The organism is Oceanobacillus sp. FSL W7-1293 (assembly GCF_037969815.1).
GTDB lineage: Bacteria > Bacillota > Bacilli > Bacillales > Amphibacillaceae > Oceanobacillus > Oceanobacillus oncorhynchi.
This window is the reverse complement of record NZ_CP150212.1, coordinates 1,680,903-1,702,520: the sequence shown is the minus strand read 5'-3', so window position 1 is coordinate 1,702,520 and position 21,618 is coordinate 1,680,903. Positions and strand designations below refer to the sequence as shown.

The following is a 21,618-nucleotide window of genomic DNA, read 5'->3' as shown; positions in this document are numbered from 1 at the left end:
TTCTATAATATGAGAAGTTACAAGGAGCTTTCTTTTTTATATTTACCTGGAGAAACACCTGTATATTTTTTGAATATTTCGGAAAAATACCGGTAAGTCATATAACCGACATCATGGCTAACATTTGATACTGTATTCCCTTGGCGCAACATAAGTTTTGCCACATCTATACGCAGCTGAGTTAAATATTTAATATATGTCATCCCCACCGCCTCTTTAAACAAGACACTAAAATAATTGGGATTTAATCCTACTTCATCCGCAATTTCTTGAATTGAAATACTTTCATTATAATGAAGATGGATATATTTACGCGCTTCCTCAATAACTGGGTATTTGTGAACAAGCTGAGATTTTTCATGAAAATCCAATATCCAATCAAAAGTAGAAAAGAGCCAAGATTTTAACTCCTCTTTCGTATTCAACTTTCTAAATTCGGAATGTGAGAAAAATGGGAGCGGTTCACTTAATGCATATTCAGGATTTTCGAAAATATCTATACATAAATACAATAATTTTTGCAGCCTTTTCGCAATGATTCTAATTTCATCTAAGTCTTCTTCAAGACTAGTAAAATAATTAGTCAGTAATCTATACACTTGCTCTTGATTACCCAATTTCATATTGTAAACAATTTGTTTTTCTTGCTCTGTAATACAACTCTTCCAATGGTTATTTTGGTTTATTTCATCGAATAATATAATGCCTTCTTTATCTTGTATTAACCCTAATTTATAGGCTCTCAATGCTTCCATATAGCTTGTGTATAATCTGTCAATTTCTACATACATATTTCCTGCAGAATAGATTCCCCCATCCCTTTTCTTTTCCTTTAAAATTTGTAATACGTTGGAAGGATTAGGAGTATATAAATAAATAACATTAATATAATTAAAACCTACAGTGATTGAAACGGATAAGTAATCAGAGTTTGAGTCTAATGAAAACGAAGGCGAATCATGAACAATAACCATAAAACCGCTTATTTTTTTTGCATATTCAAATTCACAAAACCAATTTTCTATACTACCTTGATTTTGCATTAGTAAATCCATTGTCATTTTTTCTAACTTCATTTTTTTATGTTCATTAGCATTTTTTTGCTTATCTTTTTGTTCTAATATTTTTTGAAGTGTCTCATTGATCATTGGAATAGTGATTGGTTTTTCTAAATAATCAATTACACCCAATTTTAGAGCATTTCTCACATACTCAAATTCATTAAAACCACTAAACACAACACATAATGTTTCAGGCGATCTATCTAAAATCTCTTTTATTAACGTCAAACCATCTTTGCCAGGCATGCGTATATCAGTAAACACAATTTCTGGCTGATATTTTTCATACAACCGAAATCCCTCTTCGCCATTATCTGCTGTTCCAACAATTTCAATACCAAATTTTGACCAATCTATCATTCGTTTCATGCCTTCTAACACTATAAATTCATCATCAATTATTATCGCTTTCACCTTAAGAAACTCCTTGTGAGCGTCAAGTAGAAATGAACACTTTTTGCTAATTAAATTTGGACACTTTCTTCCATAAAAATGGAAGAACGGTGTTTCATTCGATAACTATCATCATCATGAAAATGAATAACTTCAGCCCGATGTAAAATTCTATCTAGGATAGCCGTTGTAATCCCTGGATCACCTAGTAATTCTCCCCATTCATTTGGTCCTTTATTAGAAGTTAATATAATTGAAGCCTTATCATAAAGGTCATTAATAAGATGGAAAAATAAATTCGCTTCACGTGTATCCATTGCCATAAACATTAAATCATCAATAATCACTAAATGAGAGGAACGAATTCGTTTCATTCTCGTTTGTGATTTTCTAGTAACTTCTTCTGTTTTTAATGTTTGAATCAGTTGCCCCATGGAAATAAAAGAGACTTTATATCCTTTTTGTATGGCTTCTATGCCCAGCCCTGTAGCTAAATGTGTTTTACCTACACCTGGCGGTCCTAAAACGATTAAATTATAGAGTTGATCTAGCCAGGTAAACTCCTTTAATTGATATACTTGTCTTTTGCTGAGTGATTGCTGCTCATCTAAATGAAACTCGTCCAACGTCTTATAGGAAGGGAATGCAGCCCATTTTAATCGTTTTTCGATTAATTTTTCATCCCTACGTTTTAATTCATATCCAGTCAATTGTTTCAAAAGTACTTGATATGTCCAATCTTCTGACTCTGCTTGTTGAATCAGAGATGGCAAATAATTTGCCGTCTCTGTGAGTCTCAACGATCGAAACTGTTGTTGTATTTCTTCGATTGAATGACTCATACCGTTGCTCCTTTCAATAACTCTATATAAGAATCCAATTCTCTTGTTTTTGGCTTGATTTGAAGCAGCGTATCATCCATACCATGCAATGTTTTGATAGCTTCTATTTGCGGAGGCCTTTGATGAGAATCCGTTTGTCTTTGGATAAACTCTACGACATCTCTAAACTCTGTTGCACTATATATTTTGCGTGTGACACATTCTTCTAAAGCTTGGTTCCTTCGTTCTCTTGTTACTGTTTTAGATACCTTTAAAATAAGAGATAATTGATCTCGTATATAACGAGGATATCTTTGGTGAATTTCCTGAAGGAAATCAGAAGCCATTTCCTTATCATCAAAGTACGTTGATACCGTTTCTATATAGGCAGCTATTCCTTTAGAACGGTCTCTGGTATGTTGAGAATCTTGAATCAATTTCCCTTTCTCTATACTTAATGTGTGTTTGGCAATGATTGCTCCATTCGATTCTTCACGTATTATTAATTCGTTTTGATCGCTTATTTCAATAAAAACTTCTTTATCTTTTTTATATGTACCAAGTGGTACCGAATACCGATTCGATTGATAGATAATAGTATTGTCCTTACGAACATTTCTTGTTATACTATTATCGATATTTGAAATTGAAATTTTTTTGTTGACTGGTCTTAAGTGTTGTTTTTCTAGGGCAAACACTTCGACTGGTCTTTTTTTTGTTGTATTATGCACTTTTCCGTTTCCCGTTCGAATCAGCCATGCTAAACAGGATTCATTCCATTTATCTATATGGTGAAATACGCGGTTCTTCGCAAAATTCTTCTTCACAAATCCTACGACATTTTCAATCTTCCCTTTACTTTCTGGATCAGCTTTTCTACATACAAAGAGCTTTAATTTTCTTTCTTCCCTGTATGCTTGAAATTCACTGGTAAGGATGAGATCACCTTCATTTTCACTTACTACGATAAGGGAATCTTGATCATAAGCTAACTCATATGGAATTCCTCCAAAATACTGAAAAGCATCTTCGTGAGCTTGAATCATATCTTTTGTTGTAAAAGGACGGGAGAGCCACGCAACGTATTTATAACGAGAGTGCGAAAGCACGAAACTAATAAAATATAATTTCCTCTCCTTTCCCTGGGATGTTTTCTGTATCGTCTGACCAAAATCTACTTGGGCTTGCTGCCCCATTGGTGGATCTGGAATAGCTTGATAGACACGCTTCATTTCTGTCTTTGGAATATGATATTTTTCCCGGAGTGCTTTGACATAACTACGAACGGTACTTTCTCCAACACATAGAGTTGGAAACCTTTCTTTTAACCAATCATGAACTTGAGCACTAGAAAGATCTGGATGTTCTGTTAGCCAAGTATGAATAAGTAATTCGTAGGCATCTAATTTCTTCTTTCTTGTCTGTGTGGAAGCTACCCACTCCGCCATTTCCTGAGGAGACTTTTCAAGGTATTTATATACTGTTGTTCTTGATATACCTAGTTTTCTAGCTATTCTCCGTATTTTAAATCCTTCTTGTTTTAGTTGATAGATTTCCATATACACTTTCCATGTTTCCACCTTTCTTACTCCTCCCATTTCTGTATCGTACAAACATGTATTATACAGTAAATGAAAGATTGCAATAGTTAGTTGGTACCTGACGGAACGGCGAGCATGTAACAGGCTGCCGCCCCTACGGGGCAACAGCCTGTTACATGCCTATCCCCCAAGAAAAGTGTTCATTCTTATCAAGCAATAATGGTCTACTTTAGTTTAGCAGTTACACTCCTTTATCATGGGGGATATATTGAATTCTCACCACTGTTCCCTTTCCTGCTACACTCCTAACTTTAAAGGAACTTGTTGTACCATAATATATTTCTAACCTTTCCTTAATATTATTTGTACCATAACCTTGATAGATAACCTGAGTATCTTCCATTCCCACTCCATCATCAGCTATATAAAATTCAATTTTTCCTTTATACTGCTTCCCTCTAATCATTATTTTACCTAAGCCAATCTTTTTCTCCAGCCCGTGGTAAATAGAATTTTCCACCAATGGTTGTAATAATAATTTCAATATTATTTTTTCTTTAATGTCATTATCTATCTCTTTTATATATGTAAAGCGATTGTTGTATCGGACATTTTGTATGGTCATATAATAATCAATATGTTTTATTTCTTCACTGATAGGTATCTCCGTCTTCCCTTTGCTCAACATAATTTTGAAACTCTCTGATAACGAGATTGTCATCTCTGCGATGTCGTTTTGCTTATTTATAATAGCCATCCAATAAATAGAATCCAATGTATTATACAAAAAATGCGGGTTAATATGAGCTTGCAATACTCTTAACTCAGCTTCACGCTCTTTCACTTCTAGGTTTTTAATATTTTCCATCATATGTTTATTATTGATAGCCATCTTTTTAAAAGTCTCACCAATTTGTCCCACTTCATCATTATTAAACTTTTCTTTAAAGCCAAACTCTCCTTTAGACCATCGAATCATCATTTCTTTTAATTTTTCTAATGGATTCGTAATTGTTTTGGACAATACAACAGATAAAATAATAGCAATCAATGCGATAATCGAGGCGATAAGAAAGGTTATATTTCGAATAGAGTGTAATTCTGCTAACAAGTGTTTTTCTTGGATAATATGGACTAATTCCCACCCTGTCGTTTCATTCTGATATTGATTATAAATATACTTTTCCTCCTCTAGATAATGGTAGATGCTATCTATCGAGGAATAATCATTGAATTTTTTCATGACAGAAGGATCACTAGCATAGAGCATATTCATATTATCATCTTCATTATTTATAACCATTAATTCCGTTTTACCTTCATCACCCTCATTTGGCTGATGAAATAAAGAATTATTAATATTAATAATTAAAAATCCCATATTATCCATTCTTATGTCTCTGGGATCTAATAACCACTTCACTGTAGAGAATGTATCCGTATCACCTGGTTCAATTACGTTATAATCAAAAAATACTTCTTTTCCTTCCATACCGACAGTTGTGTCATACCAATCTGAATCTTCAACAAGTGATCTTTTTTCTTCCACTTCATAAACTCCCAAATTGTCTGATCTACCATTACATATGGCTCGATATTGCGTGTCTACGAGGCACACCGAATCAATATATTTTCGTTCCACAATATAATCTGACATGATAGTTTGTAGTTGATAAGTAGTATATTGTTCACCTTTGTCTAAACCTACTGTAGTCAACTGCTGTTGTAATTGCGAATTTGATAATATATATCTATTCATTTTAATAATACTATTAAATACATAATCAATACGCTCGTTAAACGTTTTCAACTGTTCATGATAATAATTGGTATAGTTTTCAATAATCGAATCTGAAGATATTTTATATGAAATGATACCTACTAAAAAAAGAGGAGGTATGGATAGAACAATCAGTGTTAATAAAAACCTATTTCGTATTTTATGTAGCGGTAATCTATTAATTATTTTTTTCATACCTACTCATTTCCCCTACTATTTATACAACTTATCAGAATATATTTAGACAGCGAAAGAAATCTTGTTGAAAATTATACGTTGGATCCAGAATTTCTATCCTTAAGCCAAACCCTATTGTTATTTCCGAAGCATTCAAGAAAACAGAACGCTTCATGTTCAACGAAACACCGAATACGAACACATTTTCAAGAAAATATTTCTCTAATAAGAATCAGTAAATATTCTACATTTGACGATCTGAATTGAAATCCTATCACTTTTTAAAGGTATATAAAATTCAGATAACTAAATAAAAGAGATCTTATAAATTCATTGCCTTTTTTCTTAAAATAAAAAAATGTGTTTTCTTATTTTAATTTAAAAATCTATATAGTTGACTTTAAATTTATGTTTTTATACAACATGGTGAAAATAGCGATCCTCTCGTTCTGATGTGAAGGGAATCTAATAATTATTACCTTAAAGTATCACAAGGAAGAAAGGATTGTATAAATTGAAACTTCCTTCAATGGGGGTTTTCTTTCATCCCCCACTGAAGGTTAGTTGGACCAATCGGGCTGTTACTGGCTTCCCAATCTCCCACTAATATCATTTTTTACTCATTTCTTGAAGTGAGAGGCTTACAAAAGCCCTTCGACGGGGCGAGTAATCGCAGCCCCATCCAGTTACACTGCGATAAATATCCACTCTTAAAATGTTTCAGTTCCCAGAAACTATTTCCCTTAGAATCCCCATACTTCACCCGTATTGAAGCACATCCTAAATAATATAAGATGTGTATAATAACTTTAATTGTGCCTTTTTTGAATTATTTATTCTTTTTGGAGCTGTTTTCCATAGAGTTATATTATTTCTTAATTTCATTAAAAAATCAAAAGTTCTTTCTAATTTATTTATGATTTTGATGACATATCATTCTATGAATAATCCAAGAATAGTAACAAAACTCACAAATAGAGATTTACTTAATATAAGGTTTTAATTTAAAAAGTATCTTTTCGACGGCTCCACATTAAATGCCTCTGCGAGAGCAAGTAATTCCTGATCAGTAATAACCTGCTTTGCTCCACCTTGATGTGCATTAACTAAATGATATACTTTAGCAGCTTTTTCAACTGTTTCGATTAAACCAAATGCTTCATCAATGGATTTACCAGCACCAAAAATACCATGATGCGGCCATATTACTAAGCGGAATTCACTCATTTTTCTTGCCGTTTCTTGTCCAATTTCAAACGTACCTGGTACCATCCAAGGCAGGATGCCAACGCCTTCAGGGAAAACAACCAGACATTCCGTACACATTTGCCAAAGGGTCCTGGTAAAACTTACTTCGTCTAAATCATGCGTAAATGTCATGGCAATTAAATTTGTTGCGTGTGTGTGCATGATAACACGATGGTTTGGATCTTGCTTTAAGCGTTCCGTATGACTCATAAAATGAGAAGCTAGTTCACTTGTAGGTCGTCCGCCATCACTTAATCCCCATAGTAATTCTACACTTTTACCATCTTCTGTTAATCGTAGCAATGCAAGGCATTCTTCTGGTTTTTCAATTACTTTCCTAAAATATTTCCCTGAACCTGTAACGAGGAAATACTTTCCTGCAAGTTCTGTAATTGGAAGTTCTAATTCAATTGTACGTAATACATTCGTAATATCTATATAGGGATTTACTTCTTCTTCCGTTAATAAACAACTTATATTCCCACCATTTAATTCGTCCCAACCCATTTTCCACATATCATAAGTTGTATTCATTATATTGGTTACAAAAGGTGCGCTTAATATAGGGTGATAATACTTCCCCTCAGTTGTCATTTTCATTTGTCTACTTCTCCTCTCTATCGTTATAACAATTTCATCATATACTCTTTATATTATTCGTAAAAAGCAAGTGTCACACAATATTTCATTGTTACACTTGCTTTTTTAATTATTATTTTCTTTTTGCCATTACAACTTCTTCATATTTTTTTACTTCATTTAACCACACTTCACCTACTGGAACATCCATTTGTTCACAATAGTAATCCCAAATAGCACCAAATGGATAGGTTTTCAGTTCTTCCATTAATGCAAGTCTTTCTGTGAAATTTCCTTTTTCTTGTAACTCTTTTAAGTACTCGTTTGGTGTAAGCAAAGCGTATAACAAAGATTTGATCATGTTTCTTGTACCAATTGTCCATGCTGCGATACGATTAATACTTGCATCAAAGAAATCAAGTCCAATTCTTACTTTATCTAATGCGCCATTGCGCACAATTTCCAAGCCAATTTCACGTAGTTCATCGTCTAATATAACTACATGATCACTATCCCAACGCACTGGTCTGGAAACATGCAAAGCTAATTCATCACTATACAAAAGCATGGAAGAAATCTTATTAGAAATTACCTCTGTTGGATGATAATGTCCAGAATCCAATAAGAGAAGTTTATCATTTTTCAATGCATATCCCATATAAAATTCATGAGAACCAACGACATATGCTTCAGAACCGATACCAAATAATTTACTTTCAACTGCATCTACATTATATTTTTCGTCAATTTCAACAGAAAAAATTTCATCCAAAGATTCTTTTAATCTTTTTCTCGGAGTTAAGCGATCACTCGGGATATCTTTATAACCATCTGGAATCCAAATATTGGTTAGTGTTGATGTGCTAAGTTCTTTCCCAAAGTATTCAGCAATTTTACGGCTTGCACTCGTATGACGAATCCAGAAGTCCCTAATTTCTTTATTAGGATGGGCCAACGTTAATCCATCCTCTGCTTTTGGATGAGAAAATAATGTTGGATTAAAATCTAAACCGAGATCGTTTTTCTTTGCCCAATTCACCCAGTTTTCAAAATGCTTTGGTTCGATTTCATCTCTGTCAACAACTTCCCCATCTGTTTCAGCATATATTGCATGTAAATTAACACGATGTTTTCCTGGAATCAGAGAAAGTGCTTTTTCCAAGTCACTCCTTAATTCTTCTGGAGTTGTTGCTTTCCCAGGATAATTCCCAGTGACATCTATTCCACCAGATAGTTCTTGTTGATTTACTTCAAAACCACCTATATCGTCTCCTTGCCAGCAATGAATAGAAATGGGGACTTGTTTTAATTGTTGCAGTACATCGTCAACATTGACACCCCATTTTTCATATTGTTTTTTGGCAATTTCGTAATTCTCTTTAATTGTCATATTTACCCCTCCACTTTTTGTTTCTTAGTATATGTTTTCAATTCAAAAGACTCATTGATAAGACTTCTTACATTCTTTATATTATCGATTTTATTTAACGCCATTAATTGCGCCGCTATATTCCCAATCGCCGTTGCTTCAGTTGGTCCAGCAACAACTTCCTTATTAGTTGTATCAGCAATTAACTGGTTTAGCATTTCATTTTTTGAACCTCCGCCAATAACATTTATCTTTTGGAAATTCTTTTCATAGATTCCTTCAATCTGATTGATAGCGTTCTGGTAGCTTACTGCCAAACTATCAAACACACATTTAGCAATTTCTCCTGGTGTTTGAGGTACTAATTGATTGGTTTCTTTACAATATAATTTGATCTCTTTAATCATATTTTCTGGTTTTAAGAATCGATCATCATCTACATTTACCTTGGAATTAAAATGTTCTTCCTGATTGGCCATCTCAACGAACTCTGCAAAAGAATATTTATTATTATAATTTTGTTTTACTTCCTGCATCATCCAAAGACCCATAATGTTTTTTAAAAACCGGAAACTGAAATCCATGCCCCCTTCATTCGTGAAGTTATAATCCAAAGCTTTCGTAATACAGATTGGGAAACGATTTTCCACACCAATCAGCGACCATGTTCCCGAACTAATATATATCGTATCATCTACCTCTGGAACTGCTAAAACGGCAGACCCTGTATCATGGGTTGCAGGCAGAATAACTTCCAAATTAAATCCAAATTCATCTACTAATTCATGTCTTACATTTCCTATCAAGGATTTTGGGGGTAAAATTTTTTGAAACATTTCCTTATTAATACCAAGCTGTTCTAATAACTCTTTATCCCATTTTTTTGTAAATGCATTCACCAATTGAGTTGAGGTTGCATTCGTATATTCATTTATTTTTTCACCAGTAAGTAAGTAATTTAGATAATCTGGAACCATTAAGAATGTTTTCGCTTTCTCTAATACTTCTGGGTTATTTTTCTTTAAATAATATAATTGATAGATGGTATTAAATTTTTGAAATTGAATCCCTGTTTCTAGATACAAACGTTCTTTGCTTACAATAGTAAATACCTCTTCCATCATTCCGTCTGTTCTGGAATCCCGGTAGGAAACTGCATCTGTTAATAATTCATCATTTTCATCTAATAATACAAAATCGACTGCCCACGTATCAATACCTATACTTTCGGGAATAAAGTTTTTTTTCTTTGTTTTATGAATTCCTTTTTTTATTTCTGAAAATAGCTTTTCTATATTCCAGCAAAAGTGGCCATTTATTTCAATGAGTTTATTTTCAAAACGGTGTATTTCTTCTAAAATCATCTTACCATCCTGTAAATAACCAGCAATCAGTCTCCCGCTCGAAGCACCAATGTCTACTGCCAGACTACATTTTTGCATTGTATCACCTTCCACCAGAAAAAATTTACGTTATTTATACTTAGTCATCATCTTTCTATTACTTCATCTTTCTTAGATACTGTATCTCCGTAACGTTCTTGTTCAATTTGTTGTAAAGTTTTCCCCTGTGTATGCGGCGCCAGTACAATACCAATTATCATATGAATAACCAAGAAAGTAATCATCACAATACCTGCAACTTTAAATCCTAATGTTGCCATGATCGTTGGTAACACAAAAGACCATATTGCAATACCTGTACGCACGATGAAGTACATGAGTCCTTGTGCAGTCGCACGATAACGTGTAGGAAATAATTCACTTGTCCATAATGCATAGAATGCTTGAGCACCAATGCCAGCTGCTGCTCCCCAAAGAACAACGAATGCAATTAATGTAGGCCATGTCATTGGCATGAAAGTTAAAATAATCCATGCTACTACTCCCATACATGCTCCAACACCAAATAATGTTTTTCTGCTGAACTTATCACCAAGTTTCATGAATATAAAATAGGTGGTCAGCACGGTAAACATCCATAAAAATGATTGTAGTAGGTTAGCTTCCATATTACTTAATCCGCCGACATTTTCATAAATGTAAGGCATAAAATATCCCATTGCTCCAGCAGTCAAATTCCAAAATAAATAAATACCCAACAGCAAAAATAAAGCTTCCCGATTTGCTTTAAGTGTAAATAATTCCTTTAAAGAACTTTTCTGAATTTTACCTTTTGCTTTATCAGATTTTTCTTGTTCTTGTTGTTCTTCCCAAATTTTAGACTCAGGTAAGCCACGCCGTATATACAATGCTACAGCTGCTATGATAAATAAATGAACAAATATAAGTCTAGATCCTAGTAATCCAAGTGGCGCGACTAATACTGCTAACGCAAAAGTAACCATCGGTCCAATTGACCACGCTAATTGTGCTGCACCAACATGTGCTGCCCGTTTTTCTTTCGGTGACTCTTCTGCAATATAGGTCCAAGATACTGGAACACCTGCACCAACTGCAATACCCGTAATAATTGTACCAATTAATAACATTGGAAAGTTAACGGATGCAGCTATCAACGTAACACCAATCATAAAAACTAACAGGTCATAACTGAAAACAATTTTTCTTCCGAACTTATCGGTCAGTGGTCCTCCGATTAAAGCACCGATTGCTGCACCTAAAGCATTTGCACTTAAGGCACTAAGTAGCCCCACTCCTAAACTATCAATTCCTAAATAAGCTTGCCATAACGTCAAGCTACTTGCAGCCGCAATAATTGAACCAGCTTCAATATAGTTCGCCATAGAAATAGCAATAGTAGCTTTCCATCCTGTTACATTTTTTGCAGCAAACCTTCTTTTGCTCATTTGTAACATCTCCCTCTATTATTATATTTTCATCAATCCATATGAAAAACTTCTTTTAAATTAGTAGATACGGGGCTTTTGTCTGGATATGTTTCCATTACTGAGTCCATAAATTCCCACCATTTTTGATTTATCTCTGTCTCAGCCATTTGCTTCCACTTTTTTTCGTTTTCAATCTCAATGTAACCAAATAATTTATTACTTTCTCTATCTAAGAAAATCGAATAATTACTAGCTCCATGGCGATGAAGTTCTTCTACCATTTCTGGCCATATTTCATTATGCCGTTTTTCATACTCTTCATGCTTGTCTGGATAGACAGTCATAACAAATGCTTTTCTAATCATCATTTCACCCTTTCAATTGCATTTGAAAATTCAAAATAAAACATAAATCCATATCATTGGTAACGGTTACAACATTATACGTTTACTATAATACGCTTTTAATCATAAATCAATGCAAAACAACAAAAAAATGTTTATTTATTTTTGTTTTAGTTATATACATGTTTAATTCACAATTATAAATTTTGATTTTATTTGAATATTGCATACTTACTTCTATATTATTTTTAGTATGTGATATTCTAGCTCTTAAAAGGTTGATATTATTTTATTTTTAAAATGTTTAAGAAACTTATTATTTAACAAATGTTGGTAATACTTTTCGTTAGGATCGAATCAATAAAATACTTTTAAAAATCAGGTATTTCAAGATGCTATCTAAAGGGAAACTTCATTTCATGGGGTTTTACTTTCCATCTCCCACAGCAGGTTATTACCACTTACACTGGGGTAAAACTATATATTAAAAAGGATAGAAAGTTTTTCTTTCCTTCCTATCCAATCTAGTTTTGTTACCTTGTAAATGCTGCCGCTACTCCTCCATCTACAGTTACCATACAACCGGTTGTTTTCGCAGACTTGGAAGATGCTAAAAAGGCAATGGATTCTGCAATATCTTGTGGTAATATATTTACATTTAGAATCGTTCTCTTCCGATAATGTTCTTCTAATTCATCTGCTCCAATTCCATAGGAGGAAGCTCTTTCTTCTTTCCATTCGGAATCCCAGATTTTTGAGCCACGAATAACCGCATCTGGAAGTACAGAGTTAACCCGAATTCCATATTGCCCGCCATCTGCTGCAATTGTCCGGGCTAAATGCACCTCTGCTGCTTTTGCAGTACTATATGCTGCTGCATTTTTTCCTGCATAGATGGAATTTTTTGATCCAACAAATACCATATTTCCGCCAATTTCTTGATCTTTCATTAACTTGAATGCTTCTCTTGCCACAAGGAAATATCCAGTTACCAATACATTTATGTTTAAATTCCACTTATCAATAGTTGTCTCCTCGAAAGGACTAGAACTAGCTAAACCAGCGTTATTTACGATGACATCTAATCCACCGTAAGTCAATATGGAACCTCGGATTGCAGCAGATACATCTTCTTCTTTTGTAACATCCATTTTCACTGCTACTGCACGATTTTCTCCAAATCTTTCATTAATCTCATTAGCTAATTCTTGGGCTCCTTCTAGATTGATATCCGCCACAACGACATGCGCACCATCCTGTACTAAACGAATACAAGTAGCGCTTCCAATACCCCCTGCTCCTCCAGTTACAAAAGCAATCCGACGTGAGAACTCAGCTTCTGGTGGAGATAAACTTAACTTATAAAGTTCTAGTGGCCAATATTCGATAGCGAAAGATTCTGCTTCATCCAATGATATAAAGTTACCTAATATAGTAGAACCACGCATAACAGATACCGCACGATGATATAAGGATTTACTAACATTAGCTGAAGCCGAATCCTTTCCTGTATTAATCATTCCAAGACCAGGAATTAATATCACTCGTGGTCCCGATTCGACCATTTGGTCCCCTTCAGATTTATTACGTTCAAAATAATCAATATATTCTTCAACAAATCCAGTAATTCCATCTTTTATTTTGTCCACTAAATGGTCTATATCTTTACTGCTAGGATCCCAGTCCACAAATAAAGGTACACGCTTTGTATGTACAAGATGATCCGGACACGCAGCACCCACTTTAGATAATTCTTTTGCATCACGACTATTAACAAAATTTAAAATTTCTTGACTATCATCATACGTAACAATCATTTTCTTATTTTTACTTACTTGGCCGCGAATAATTGGTAATACTTTGGCATAAATCTCTTCTCTTTCTTCTTCCGAAAGAACTTCATACGTGTTGCCACCAAACAAGGTTTTTTCTTCTGCTTTTGCTTCAATGTAATCTTCTGCTTTTTGAATCACAGATATAGTTTGGTTATAAGTTTCTTCAGATGTTTCTCCCCAAGTTACCAAACCATGTTTTTCCATAATAACTAATTCTGCATTAGGATTATTTTGTACACCTTCAGCTATCATTTTAGAAAGTTTAAATCCTGGGCGAATATATGGTACCCACACAAATCTGTCACCATATATCTCTTTGGCAATCTCTTGCCCGTTATCAGCACACGCAATAGAAATAATAGCGTCCGGATGCGTATGGTCGACATGCTTAAATGGTAAAAATGCATGTAATAAAGTTTCAATAGAAGACCTTGGGTGTTTTACATTAATCATGCAATGTGTTAAATAATCAACCATTTCTTCATCTGTCATATCATCTTTTTCCATTAATGGTCGAATGTCATCCATTTTTAATCCCGTAAAGTTCTTTGCTCCCATTGTAGCAAGATCTGAACCGCTTCCCTTTACCCACATTACCTCAATTTCGCTTCCTTTGAAGTCGGTTTCAATGGATTTTGTAGAAGTATTACCTCCTCCCCAATTTGCAACTGAACGATCAGAGCCTAATAAATTAGAGCGATAAACCAACTGTTCTAAACCGCTATCAAAATTACTCTTCGTATTATCCCATTTATTTTGAACCAAAACTATTTCCTCCCTTTTCTTTATAATCAAACATTAACATATATTTGTTTATTTTTGAATACCTTTTATCATTTTTGTTATTGTATTGTTTTTTATTATAATTTTCTTTTTAAGTTAAAATAGATATAAAACGAAAACTTCACTCAGTGGGAGATTTAAAGAAACAGACTAAGTTCGCTACGTCCTGGGGTCGCGATTACTCGCCCCATCGAAAACATTTGTACGTCGGAAAGCAAAACGGTCCGCCATAGCAGTGCTTTACACTTCACCTTCTATTCTTTGCCAAGGGCGTTATCGAAGGAACGATCAACTCCTATTTCTATGGAAATGAAGTTACTTTTTAATGTACGAAAGTTGAGAATATAAAAAATCTACAATTTATCTCAACTGATATGACATAAAAATATCCCAATCCAGCAAATGTATTTTTACTAGATTGGGATAAACTTGTTCCTAAAATTTTTGTATTTTACTCTATAAAATTAGTTTCTTCCTGCCGAGTAACTTTATTTAATCTTCTATAGCATTATTATTTCCGCACACGTATAAATAATAAAGTTAACACAGCTCCAACAAAAGCAAACATACCTGCCCAGAAAAAACCTTGTTGAAATCCTTCATTTAAAGCAATGATTGAATCAACAGAATCACTCACCCTAGTTGCTGCACCGGCAATTGCAACCATAATTGACAAGCCAATAGCAGAGCCGATTTGGAAGTTCGTATTGTATAAACCGGAAGCAAGACCTGATTTTTTGGGCTCTACTTCTGATACTGACGCTGTTGTAGACGCTAAATAAGCAAGTGCATTACCCAGCGCTGCAACAAATGAAGGTATTAATACACTTATAAAGTAAGTGCCATCCACTGTTGCAAATTGTGAAAATAAAATATTACCCAATCCGAGAATCACAAAACCTGTAGCCATCGTCATTTTTATACCTAACTTTGCCAATACCTTTTCAGCTACGACGATCATGAAGAATGCCATAAATAAAGGCACAGGCAATACTGCCATTGCGCCGGCTGTCGGAGAGTACTGTAACACTTGCTGCAGATAAAGGATCAACATATAAATTAATGGGAACCATGCTGCCTGTGTTAAAAAGACGCCGATATTACCAATACCTAAGTTAGGTGTTTTAAATATATTAAGTGGTAGTAGCGCTTCTTTCATCTTGGATTCTACGATAAGGAAAATCAGAAACAGAACAACACCTGTAATAAGCGAAATCATAACATTACTTGATGTCCAGCCGCTATGTTCCGCTGATACAATACCATAAACAAGTAACATCAAAGATGCTGTGACTAAAATAGCACCGACATAATCAATACGCCCTTTTAATCTTTGACCGGATTTTTGTAATAGTTTAGGACTGAAAATCAAAACTATAATACTTAACGGTACATAGATGAACAATGTCCAGCGCCAGCCGAGTGATCCAGTTAAAAGTCCTCCAAATACAATTCCGAATGCGCCCCCTGCTGCACCAGACAAGCCCCAAAAGGCTAGTGCTTTTGCTTTTTCAGACGAGCTGAAATTAAACAGCCGCATGACCATAGATAGAGCTGAAGGAGCTATTAAAGCAGATCCCAATCCTTGAATTCCACGGAATATATTTAGACTTAGCTCGCTCCAGGCTAAACCAGCAAATAAAGATGAAACTGCCAAAATTAGAACACCAGTATTAAAAATACGGCGGTTGCCATATAAATCAGCTAATTTCCCTCCTAATAAAAGGAAACCTCCAAATATGAGCAGAAATGCGCTCATCACCCATTGCAAACTTTCTTGCGTATAACCGAGTGATTTCTGAATGGACGGCAGTGCTATCTGAATAATAGACGCGTCCATTATAACAAGGAAGTTCGCAAAACATAATAAAAACAGTGCTTTCCACCGTTTAGGGTCTGGTTGTGAGTTTATATTTGTATGTGTAGACATAGATGTATTGCCTCCAGTAAATAGTGCATGTATTTAATCAATATAAAGATGTTATTTATCACGAAGAGGTATCCGTAAAACTCTCACTGAGTAAGCTTCATTTTAAATATTTATCAGCCTCTCTTTTCCGATTCTTCTCCAGAACTTAAAGAAAGTCTCTCTTTTCTTACCAAGTTTTGCATAGCTGTCAATAATCTCAGCTACTAATTCGTATAACTTTTCCGGCTCCAGGTTCTCTTTCAGAAGCGTCCCCACTTCTGCATCGAAGCCCTTGCCCTTTCCGCCTACATATAAATTGTACTGATCCTTAAATTTCATAACGCCTATATCGCTTACCATCGGTTCTCCACAGCCAATCGGACAGCCTGTATAAGCCATCTTTAAAGTGAAAGGAACTTGTTTGCCGGCAAATCGCTTATTAAGCTCTTTGGCTACAGGCATCCCTTCCCGCTCTTCTCCTTTACAAAAATTGCAGGTTCTTAAGCTCTTAACGTAATTTCCCACTGGATAACAAGCCAATCCGGCACTTTCAAATTCCTTTATAATTTCTTCTTTATTACTTTCCGGTATTTCAATATAAAGCTGTTGAAAAGTGGTTAATTCCAGCTCTTCGTTTTCATCCATATATTTGGAGATGGTCAGCAGCTGGTTGGCATTTAGTTTTGATCCGAATCCAATACCTCCATTGGCGGCGATTTTAATCTTTTTTCCATCACTCTCCATATAAACTCCCCCTCTTTATCCTTTTTCATTACTTTTATACAATACGCTAGTAAGGTATTTTTAATGACAGAAAATAAATAGATTCCGTAAAGAAATAAAATCTCTTTACGGAATCCATTTCTCTCTCTTAGCTGACTTCTAACAGCTTTTTGATTTCTTCTTTATTTTGCTCAAACCCGGTCATACTTTTCGCTTTTTTCCTTAAACCCAGCATAGACGATCGAGAAAAAACAATGCCGGGAACGATTCTATTTCCTGTTATCTTTTTTAATTCCTTCTCTTTTTCGGGCTGTTTTGCTAAATCATATTGCTTATGCGGGATTTGATGTTCTTCCAAGAATTTTTTCAAGTCCTGGCAATCCGAGCAAGTTGGTCTAGTATAAATTTCCAAATGATATGCAGCCATTTGCAAACTTACCTCCTCCAGGTATGATGACATTACTTATTTACTTACTTCAATATTGAATGAATAAGTGTGTACCTTATTACCGAATTCAAATTCTGCCCAAATTTTATACATTCCCTGCTTTGGAAAATGAGCATGGAATGTGGTTGTGTCGTCAGAATCTGGATGAACATGGATATATTGTTCTGCTGCTTCATCTACAATGACTACATGCCCTAAAGCACCTAAATGTGGTTCAGGTGTTTCTCCATGCATATTAAAATCTAAGGGTACTGCTTTTCCGGTCTCTGCTTTGACGGCCTCTAACGTAACGGTTTTACCATCTACTTCTTTTGTCCAATCATCGTCAGAGTTTAAGGCAGCTTCACCTGTTTTCTTCGTTCCGACCTCAACAGGGCTTGGAGCTACCTGATATGCTTTTTCCTTTGGCGTAATATCAACAAAGGCTTTGTAGGTACCATCCATTAAAGGCTGATTAATGGTATAAAGGCCTTCCTGTTCTTTTTCCGGATGCAAATGATAATACTGCTCCAAATCATTCGATACCATAATAAAATGCATTTCTTTTTCATGTGCTAAAGCCAATTCCGGTGCTTTTCCGGTATTATCCTCTAAGGCGATAAATATTTTTCCTTCCTTATAGGTTACATTTACTTTTACCTCTGATTCACCCGAATGGTGATGGTGGTGATGACTATGATCCATATTTACTTCCTCCTTTGATTTTTTCATATGATAATTCACAGCATTTCCGTTTGCCTCGACAGATTCTATGAGAAGAACTTTTTTACAAAAGGGTAACTCTTAATCTGCCGGTGCTAACTCCGCCTCTGTTACCCATTTATGATATTGAACTTCTTCTCCAGTATCTGTGGTTTCAAAATCAATCATATAGACAGTGGTTTCATCTGCCGAATCGATTTCCGCATGAGCACCGTCCATTCCTTCCATATGATTGGCATTCAATACAACCTCCGTACCAGGATCTAAGGGGGCAGCATCTGGATTTTCCAATTCTTCATGGATAACCCACTTATGATTTTCGATTTCCTGCCCATCTTCTGTCGTATAAGATACGGTGTAAACCGTCGTATCAAACGCGCCGGAGACTTCCGCAACAGCACCATCCATTCCTGGCATGTGATCGGCGCTTATGATTGCCTCACTTCCGATTTCAAATGTCGGGTCCGCTGCTTCTTGAAGACCTGCAGGGATGTCTCCAGAACTGGACATTTCTTCAGCTGAATGATCCATCCCTTCATGCTCATCTGTGTGTTCATCGTGTTCCATTTCTCCGCTTGCCAGCGGATTTTGCCCAGTAATAATGGCAAACGCTGCGAAAACAGCTGCTACATAGATAATCCCTAAGGAAACCCACTTCTTAATGGACATATTATTGGCCTCCTTTTAATTTCAAGCGTTGTAATCGTAAAGCATTTAGTACAACGGATACTGAACTGAATGCCATCGCTGCTCCGGCAACCCATGGAGCGAGCAGTCCAATTGCTGCGACTGGAATGGAAGCTGAGTTATAGAAAAAGGCAAAGAACAGGTTCTGTTTGATATTACGCATTGTTTTTGCGCTAATTTGTACACTGTCTGCTACGCTATTTAAATCGCCGCGCATCAGCGTAATATCCGCTGCTTCAATCGCTACATCTGTTCCTGTACCAATCGCCATGCCGATATCTGCTACGGCTAACGCTGGCGCGTCATTGACACCGTCACCAACCATGGCTACTTTTTTGCCTTCCTGCTGAAGCTTTCTAACCTCATCTGCTTTTTGCTCGGGAACGACTTCTGCGATAACACGGTCTATTCCTACCTGTTTTCCAATTGCATCAGCTGTCCGCTGATTATCTCCAGTCAGCATAATAACTTCTAATCCTTGCTCGTGCATTCTTTGAATAGCAGTTTTAGAAGTCTCTTTTACAGTATCTGCCACCGCAATAACACCCGCTAATTGATTTTCCAAACCAATTAACATCGCTGTTTTTCCATCTGATTCAAGGTTCGCCATATTATCTTCTACAGAAGAGACATCAATATTCTCTCGCTTCATTAGCTTTCTTGTACCAACAAAAATCATTTTCCCATCTACAGATGCTTGAATACCGTATCCTGGTATTGCTTCAAAAGAATCGGTTTCTTGAATCTGAACGCCTTTTGCTTTTGCACCTTTTACAATTGCTTCTGCCAATGGATGTTCAGAATTATTTTCAGCAGAAGCGACGAAAGCGAGCACTTCTTCTTCTGTAAACCCTTGCTCAGGCAGAACATCTGTTAATTCAGGTTCTCCTTTGGTTACTGTTCCTGTTTTATCTAAAACAATCGTGTTTAAGTTACGTGTATTCTCTAAATACTCTCCGCCTTTAAATAACACACCAAGCTCTGCTGCTCTTCCTGATCCGGCCATAACGGATGTCGGAGTAGCCAGACCAAGCGCACATGGGCAGGCGATGACCAATACCGTAATCGCAGGGACTAAAGCAGAGCGTAAATCGCCAGGTGCAACAAAGAAATACCATACAAGTCCCGTCACAAGTGCTATTCCTACAACGATGGGAACAAATACGCCAGACACTTTGTCAGCAACACGCTGAATGTCGGCTTTACTTCCTTGTGCTTCCTCAACAACCTTTACAATTTGAGACAGAGCTGTATCCTTACCAACCTTGGTAGCTTCCATCGTCAGCAAGCCATTTTTATTAATAGTCGAACCAATAGCTACATCTCCTGTCTTCTTATCAACAGGAATACTTTCCCCAGTAATCATCGATTCATCAACTGCTGATTCCCCTTTTATGATTTGACCATCCACAGGGATTTTTTCACCAGGACGTACCATAACCACATCACCAACGATTACTTCTTCAATTGCAATTTCTTGTTCTTCTCCGTTTCTGATGACGCGGGCAGTTTTTGCCTGCATGCCAAGCAATTTTTGAATTGCCTGACCAGTTCTTCCCTTGGCACGAACTTCGAATAGTTTACCAAGCAGGATTAATGTGATAATAACTGCCGCAGCTTCAAAATAAAGCTCTGGCATACCCGCCTGCCCTTGTACCTGCCACTCGTAGCCGAGGAAAATACTATAAACAAAAGCAACCGTTGTTCCTAATGCAACAAGGACATCCATATTCGCACTGCCATTTTTCAATGCTTTATATGCGGATTTATAAAATTGTGCACCGACAATAAATTGTACGGGCGCCGCTAATGCCAGCTGTACCCACGGATTCATCAGCATATCCGGTGAATAGATAAACGACGTAAATTCAAAGTGTGTTACCATTGTCCATAATAAGGGAAGGGTTAAAATGGCTGAAAAAATAAATTTCCCTGTCTGATGTCGAATTTCTTCTTCTTTATTATTTGCTGTTTCTTCTTTAGATGATTGCACTTTTAAGCTGTAGCCTAATTTTTTTACAGCTTCCATCATATCGCCTGCAGTAACTTGGCCTTGGTCATAATCTACTGCTACGTTTTCTAAAGCAAAGTTGACAGAAGCGTTAGAAACACCTTCCATTTTATTTAATCGTTTTTCAATTTTATTGGCGCACGCTGCACAGGTCATACCCGATATATCAAATGTTTGCTTATCATGCGCAACATGATAGCCTAATTTTTCAATTTTATCTTCAAAATCCTGCACATTTGTTTTATCAGGATCATAAACAACCTTTGTTTTTTTCAATTGCAAAGTTGACATTTGCATTTTCCACGCCTTCTATTTTGTTGAGCCCTTTTTCAATTCTATTGGCACATGCTGCACAGGTCATGCCTTGAATTTGTAAGTTTACTTCCTTTTGTGCTCCCATTTTTTCCACCTCTCTT

15 protein-coding genes and 1 pseudogene are annotated in these 21,618 nt (G+C 35.7%); all 16 read right to left on the bottom strand.

From position 1 onward, the window contains the following. Positions 1–17 precede the first annotated feature (17 nt). A complete protein-coding gene (locus tag MKY65_RS08445; RefSeq protein WP_339183975.1) occupies positions 18–1,475 on the bottom strand; it encodes a response regulator in 1,458 nt (485 codons plus the stop codon). A 50-nt stretch (positions 1,476–1,525) separates the two neighbouring features. After that, positions 1,526–2,296 carry an IS21-like element helper ATPase IstB gene (gene istB, locus MKY65_RS08440; RefSeq protein WP_193065035.1) on the bottom strand — a complete coding sequence of 257 codons (771 nt, stop codon included), beginning with the start codon at positions 2,294–2,296 and terminating at the stop codon, positions 1,526–1,528. Beyond that, a complete protein-coding gene (gene istA / locus MKY65_RS08435) occupies positions 2,293–3,873 on the bottom strand; it encodes an IS21 family transposase (RefSeq protein WP_339180036.1) in 1,581 nt (526 codons plus the stop codon). Before istA ends, istB begins: the two co-directional genes overlap by 4 nt. Positions 3,874–4,057: 184 nt before the next feature. Next, entirely contained in the window at positions 4,058–5,791 is a 1,734-nt protein-coding gene (locus tag MKY65_RS08430; RefSeq protein ID WP_339183973.1) for a histidine kinase, read from the bottom strand. 981 nt (positions 5,792–6,772) lie between these two features. Beyond that, positions 6,773–7,621, bottom strand: coding sequence for a rhamnulose-1-phosphate aldolase (gene rhaD / locus MKY65_RS08425; RefSeq protein ID WP_339183971.1), 849 nt, complete (start codon positions 7,619–7,621; stop codon positions 6,773–6,775). A 112-nt stretch (positions 7,622–7,733) separates the two neighbouring features. Next, entirely contained in the window at positions 7,734–8,990 is a 1,257-nt protein-coding gene (gene rhaA, locus MKY65_RS08420) for an L-rhamnose isomerase (protein ID WP_339183970.1), read from the bottom strand. Between the two features lie 2 nt (positions 8,991–8,992). Next, positions 8,993–10,411, bottom strand: a complete 1,419-nt coding sequence (gene rhaB / locus MKY65_RS08415) for a rhamnulokinase (RefSeq protein ID WP_339183967.1) — start codon at positions 10,409–10,411, stop codon at positions 8,993–8,995. A gap of 47 nt (positions 10,412–10,458) precedes the next feature. After that, positions 10,459–11,778, bottom strand: coding sequence for an MFS transporter (locus MKY65_RS08410; protein ID WP_339183966.1), 1,320 nt, complete (start codon positions 11,776–11,778; stop codon positions 10,459–10,461). 32 nt (positions 11,779–11,810) lie between these two features. Continuing rightward, a complete protein-coding gene (gene rhaM / locus MKY65_RS08405) occupies positions 11,811–12,125 on the bottom strand; it encodes an L-rhamnose mutarotase (protein WP_339185164.1) in 315 nt (104 codons plus the stop codon). 512 nt (positions 12,126–12,637) lie between these two features. Continuing rightward, positions 12,638–14,710 carry a bifunctional aldolase/short-chain dehydrogenase gene (locus tag MKY65_RS08400; RefSeq protein ID WP_339185162.1) on the bottom strand — a complete coding sequence of 691 codons (2,073 nt, stop codon included), beginning with the start codon at positions 14,708–14,710 and terminating at the stop codon, positions 12,638–12,640. 523 nt (positions 14,711–15,233) lie between these two features. Beyond that, positions 15,234–16,652, bottom strand: a complete 1,419-nt coding sequence (locus tag MKY65_RS08395) for an MFS transporter (RefSeq protein WP_339183964.1) — start codon at positions 16,650–16,652, stop codon at positions 15,234–15,236. 102 nt (positions 16,653–16,754) lie between these two features. Beyond that, on the bottom strand, positions 16,755–17,375 hold the full coding sequence (locus MKY65_RS08390) for a nitrite reductase (protein ID WP_339183962.1): 621 nt from the start codon (positions 17,373–17,375) through the stop codon (positions 16,755–16,757). A 127-nt stretch (positions 17,376–17,502) separates the two neighbouring features. After that, the gene (locus MKY65_RS08385) at positions 17,503–17,781 is read right to left on the bottom strand and encodes a glutaredoxin family protein (protein ID WP_339183960.1); all 279 of its coding nucleotides are present in this window, start codon (positions 17,779–17,781) and stop codon (positions 17,503–17,505) included. Between the two features lie 36 nt (positions 17,782–17,817). Further along, entirely contained in the window at positions 17,818–18,486 is a 669-nt protein-coding gene (locus tag MKY65_RS08380) for a hypothetical protein (RefSeq protein WP_339183958.1), read from the bottom strand. Positions 18,487–18,585: 99 nt separating this feature from the next. Further along, positions 18,586–19,173, bottom strand: a complete 588-nt coding sequence (locus MKY65_RS08375) for a DUF1541 domain-containing protein (protein ID WP_339183956.1) — start codon at positions 19,171–19,173, stop codon at positions 18,586–18,588. A gap of 1 nt (position 19,174) precedes the next feature. Beyond that, positions 19,175–21,602: pseudogene (locus tag MKY65_RS08370) on the bottom strand (heavy metal translocating P-type ATPase). Between the last annotated feature and the right edge of the window lie 16 nt (positions 21,603–21,618).